Origin of the sequence: Georgenia thermotolerans, assembly GCF_009193185.1 — a bacterium.
Lineage (GTDB): Bacteria > Actinomycetota > Actinomycetes > Actinomycetales > Actinomycetaceae > Georgenia > Georgenia thermotolerans.
The window spans coordinates 1-4,482 of the sequence record NZ_VUKF01000088.1 but is presented as its reverse complement, the minus strand read 5'-3'; the positions used below and the strand labels follow the sequence as shown (position 1 = coordinate 4,482).

The following is a 4,482-nucleotide window of genomic DNA, read 5'->3' as shown; positions in this document are numbered from 1 at the left end:
CGCCGCGCCGCGGCGGCCGCGGCGGCCAGCACCCCGGCGGCCACGGTGGCCACGTGCCAGCGGAACCGGCCCCGGCCGGTCTGGGCGAGCTCGCGCCACGCCGGCCCGTGCAGGGCCCGCATGAGCGCGTCGGAGGCGGCCCCGGCCTGCATCCGCACGCTCACGCGCGCGTCGGCCGGGCGCACCGGGTGGACGATCGCCCGCTCGCCGCGCGCCAGGCGCCAGCCGGCCAGGCGCAGCCGCAGCGCGAGGTCGGCGTCCTCGCGGAAGGCGCGGGGGAAGCGCTCGTCGAAGCCGTGCACCTCGGCCAGCGCCTCGCGGCGGAAGGCCATGTCGGCGGTGATCCACCAGGCGGTCTCCAGCCCGGCGGTGTTGCGCTCCCAGTCGGTGGGGCGGCGGTGGGCCGGCAGCGGCACCCGCACCGTCCCCTGGACGCCGGCCACGTCCGGCGCCGCGGCGGCCAGGTCCGCGGCCAGGCGCGCCGACCAGTCCGGCGGCACCTCGACGTCGTCGTCGAGGAAGGCGATCCACCGGGCGCCGGCGGTGCGCCAGCCGGCGTTGCGGGCCGCCGCGGGGCCGCGCCCGCCCGAGCGGACCACGCGCACCGGCCACGGCAGCGGCGGCAGGTCCAGCGCCCGCGCGTCGCCCAGCGGGCGGTCGTCGACGACGACCACCTCGGCGGGCGGCAGGTGTCCGGGGTCGTGCGCCTGCGCCGCGAGGCCGGTCAGGAGCGCGCGCAGCGAGGGACGCCCCACGGTGGGGATGACGACGGCGAGCTGCCCGGCCGTCATCGGGCGGCCCCGACGCTCGCCGCCTCGGGCGCCGCGGCGGCGAACAGCGCCGCGCGGCGCACCAGGTGCGGCCCCATGACGAGGGCGTCGACCGGCGCCGAGCCGAACAGCTCCAGGGCGTCGCGCGGGTCGTCGACCATGGGCCGTCCGGCGGTGTTGAGGGAGGTGTTGACGACCACGGGCAGGCCGGTGCGCCGCTCGAAGGCCCGCAGGGTCGCCCCGAGGCGCGGCTGGGCGGCGGGGTCCACCGTCTGGATCCGGGCGGTGCCGTCGACGTGCACCACCGCGGGGATCCGCCCGCGCCACTCCGGGCGCACGGTGTGGACGAAGAGCATGTACGGGCTGGGCAGCGGACCGTCGGTGAAGATCTCCGCGGCGCGGTCGGCGAGCACCATGGGGGCCACCGGCCGGAACTGCTCGCGGCCCTTGACCTCGTTGAGGCGCTCGAGGTTGGCCGCCACGGCCGGGTTGGCCAGCAGCGAGCGCTGGCCCAGGGCCCGCGGCCCGAACTCGCTGCGCCCGTCGAACCAGGCCACCACGCCGTTGCCGGCCAGGACCTGGGCGACCTCCGCGGCCAGGTCGTCGGGGGTGGTGAAGGGCACGGCGGCGCCGCGCAGCCAGGCGGCCAGGTCGTCGTCGGACCAGCCGCGGCCCAGGGCCGCGCCGGGCATGGGGGTCGTGTCCTCCCCGCCGCCGGCGGCGACCTGCAGCGCCGCACCCAGGGCGGTGCCGGCGTCGCCCGCGGCGGGCTGGACCCACACCTCCTCGAAGGGGGTCTCGCGCCAGATGCGGGAGTTGGCCACGCAGTTGAGGGCGGTGCCGCCGGCCATGGTGAGTACCCGGTCGCCGGTCCGGTCGTGCACCCAGCGGGCGAGGTCGACGAGCACCTCCTCCAGCCGGGCCTGCACCGAGCAGGCGAGGTCGGCCCAGGCGCCGCGCCAGGACGCCTCCTCGAGCCGGGCGTCGCGGTCGCGCGGCGGCGCCCACCGCGACCAGTCGGGGATCGGGGCGAGGAACCCGCCGTCGTCGGTGGCGCGGATGGTCTCGCGCAGCTCCTCGAGGTGGCGCGGCGTGCCGTAGGAGGCCAGCGCCATGACCTTGTACTCGTCCGAGGAGCGCAGGAAGCCCAGGTGCTCGGTGAGGGACTCGTAGAGCAGGCCGAGGGAGTGCGGCAGGTCCTGGCTGGCGAGGACCTCCAGCTGCCCGCCGTCGTAGCGGCCCGCCAGGTGGGAGGCGTGCTCCCCGCGCCCGTCGAGCACCAGCACGCTGCTGCGCCGGTGCGGGGAGGCCAGCGCCCCGGACGCGGCGTGGGCCACGTGGTGGGGCACGAAGCGCACCGTCGCCGGGTCCAGCCCCGGCAGCGCCGCGGCGAGGAACTGCGGCGCGCGCTCGGCGTAGGTCAGGCGCAGGTGGTCCCACGGGTCGTGCAGCCCCATGGCCTCGGCCGGGCGGGCCAGCGCGGGGTCGAAGGAGTAGGCGACGGCGTCGAGGTCCTGGGGGCGCAGCCCCGCCTGCCGCAGGCACCAGCGCATGGCCAGCTCGGGCAGCTCCCACGCGGCGAAGGGCACCGGCCGTTTGCCGTGCTTGCGCCGGCTGAAGCGCTCCTCCTCCGCGGCGGCCACCACTTGGCCGTCGACGACCAGTGCGGCCGAGGGATCGTGGAAGAGCGCGTTGACGCCGAGCACTCGCATGAGTGGCGGACCTCCTGGTCGTCGGTCAGAGTCGGCACGTCAAGTCACCTATTGGTGATTTGCTTCACACGCCGACTCTGGGGCAGAGAAGCACTTCTCGCACTTCGAGGCAATGGGAGGCCGGATGACCGCGACGCCCACCGTCCGCTCGCAGGAAACCGCCGAAAAACGGCCATATCGGCTCGGCGAGCACCACGTCGCCGGCCGCGACGTGCCGGCCGCGGGCGGGCGCGAACTGCGCCGTATCGACCCGGCCACCGGCGCCGAGGCGGCGGTGGTCGTCCCCGCCACGGCGGAGGAGGTGGCGGCCGCCGTCGCCGCCGCGGAGGAGGCGCGGGCCGGGTGGCGGCGCACCCCGCCGGGGGAGCGGGCGGCGGCCCTGCGCCGGGCGGCGGAGGCCGTGCGCGGTGCCGCCGAGGAGCTGGGCGCCGCGCTCGCGGCGAGCACCGGACGGCTGCTCGGCCAGTCCACCGAGTCCGCCCAGGTCGCGGCGGAGCTGCTCGAGGAGGCGGCCACCACCGGGCTGGGTCCCACCGGCCGCACGCTCGCGGGCGCGGGGTCCGCGCTCGACGTGGTGCGCCGCGAGCCGCACGGCGTCGTCGCCGTCGTCACCCCGTGGAATGACCCGTACCCGGCCGCCGCCGGGCTGCTCGCCGCGGCGCTGATCACCGGCAACACCGTGGTGCACAAGCCCTCCGAGCGCAGCGCCGTGCCGGGCTGGCGCTTCGCCCGGCTGGTCGCCGGCGCCCTGCCCCCGGGCGTGCTCAACGTCGTCAACGGCGACGGCGAGACCGGCGCGGCGCTCGTGGGCGACCCCCGGGTGGCGCTCGTCGCGCACGTGGGCTCGACGGCGACGGGCCGGGCCATCGCGCAGGCGGTGGGGGAGCGCGGGGCCCGGGTGCTGCGCGAGAACGGCGGCAAGGACCCCCTCCTCGTCGACGCCGGGGTGGACCCGCGCTGGGCCGCCCGGCAGATCGCCACCGGCGCCTTCACCAACACCGGCCAGCTGTGCACCTCCGTCGAGCGGGTCTACGTGCACGAGTCCGTGGCCGACGACGTCCTCGCGGCCCTGGTCGAGGTGGCCGCCGCCCTGCGGGTCGGGCCGCCCACCGCGGCGGACACCGACCTGGGCCCGCTCGTCGACGACGCCCAGCTCGCCGTCGTCGACGCCCACGTGCGCGCCGCCGTCGACGCCGGCGCGCGGTGCCTGGTCGGCGGGGCGCCGGCCGAGCGGCCGGGCAGCTACTACCCGCCCACCGTGCTCGACGGGTGCACCGAGGACATGGACGTCATGCGCGAGGAGACCTTCGGTCCGGTGGCGGCGGTGACCCGGGTGGGGAGCTTCGAGGAGGGCCTGCGCCTGGCCGGCTCCGGGCGCTACGGGCTGGCCGCCACCGTGCTCACCCCGGACCTGGGGCACGCGCTGCGCGCGGCGGACGAGCTCGAGGTGGGCACGGTGAAGGTCAACGCCGTCTTCGGTGGGGCGCCGGGCGGCTCGGCGGACCCGCGCCGGGACAGCGGCGCCGGCGCCGGGTACGGCCCGGACCTGCTCGCGGCGATGACCGTGCTCAAGGCCGTGCACCTGGAGGCCGCCCCACCCCCGGCGCGAGACGTCAAGTAGTTCGCGAGACGTCAAGTAGGGCGCGAGAGGTCAAGTGTGATGTCTCAGGACTTCGGTGACGGTTGTTGTCTCAGGACATCGGTGACAGTTGGTGTCTCAGGAGATGGGTGACGGTTGGCGTAGCGGGCCATGAAGCCGCGGGGTTGTCCGTTGCCGACGTAGCGGGTTCCGGGGGCTGGTCGTGGGGTGGTGCGGATGCTCTCGCCGTTGGCGTCGAAGAACTCCACGGTGGTCGGGTCCCAGATGATGTGGACGGCCTGGCCGGCGTGGGCCTCGCCGAGCAAGAAGCGGGTGCCGATGACGGTGACGACCCCCTTGGCTGTGACCACCCGGGTGGCTTGTCCCTCGGCCTTCGCCAGCGCCGGGGCGTCGGGGATCG

General features: G+C 76.9%; 3 protein-coding genes and 1 pseudogene. 1 reads left to right on the top strand and 3 read right to left on the bottom strand.

Annotation, left to right across the window (positions count from 1 at the left end; translation table 11 throughout):
* Together GD970_RS21170 and GD970_RS21165 are read right to left on the bottom strand one after the other, a co-directional pair.
* A partial coding sequence (locus GD970_RS21170; protein WP_152204860.1) for a glycosyltransferase family 2 protein occupies window positions 1–791 on the bottom strand: 791 nt, incomplete at its 3' end.
* Window positions 788–2,482, bottom strand: a complete 1,695-nt coding sequence (locus tag GD970_RS21165) for a carbamoyltransferase family protein (protein WP_152204859.1) — start codon at window positions 2,480–2,482, stop codon at window positions 788–790. The genes GD970_RS21165 and GD970_RS21170, both read right to left, overlap by 4 nt.
* Before the next feature lie 124 nt (window positions 2,483–2,606).
* On the opposite strand from GD970_RS21165, the gene GD970_RS21160 reads away from it, so the two are divergent.
* Window positions 2,607–4,103: an aldehyde dehydrogenase family protein gene (locus GD970_RS21160; protein ID WP_152204858.1), complete on the top strand. Its 1,497-nt coding sequence runs from the start codon at window positions 2,607–2,609 to the stop codon at window positions 4,101–4,103.
* Between the two features lie 44 nt (window positions 4,104–4,147).
* Here the strand turns inward: GD970_RS21160 and GD970_RS21935 are convergent.
* Window positions 4,148–4,482 (bottom strand): annotated as a pseudogene (locus tag GD970_RS21935) (hypothetical protein); the annotation flags it as partial.

Bases quoted from the DNA above. Each gene is read 5' to 3' on its own strand.
- GD970_RS21165 (WP_152204859.1), bottom strand. From the start codon at position 2,482: ATGCGAGTGCTCGGCGTCAACGCGCTCTTCCACGATCCCTCGGCCGCA.
- GD970_RS21160 (WP_152204858.1), top strand. From the start codon at position 2,607: ATGACCGCGACGCCCACCGTCCGCTCGCAGGAAACCGCCGAAAAACGG.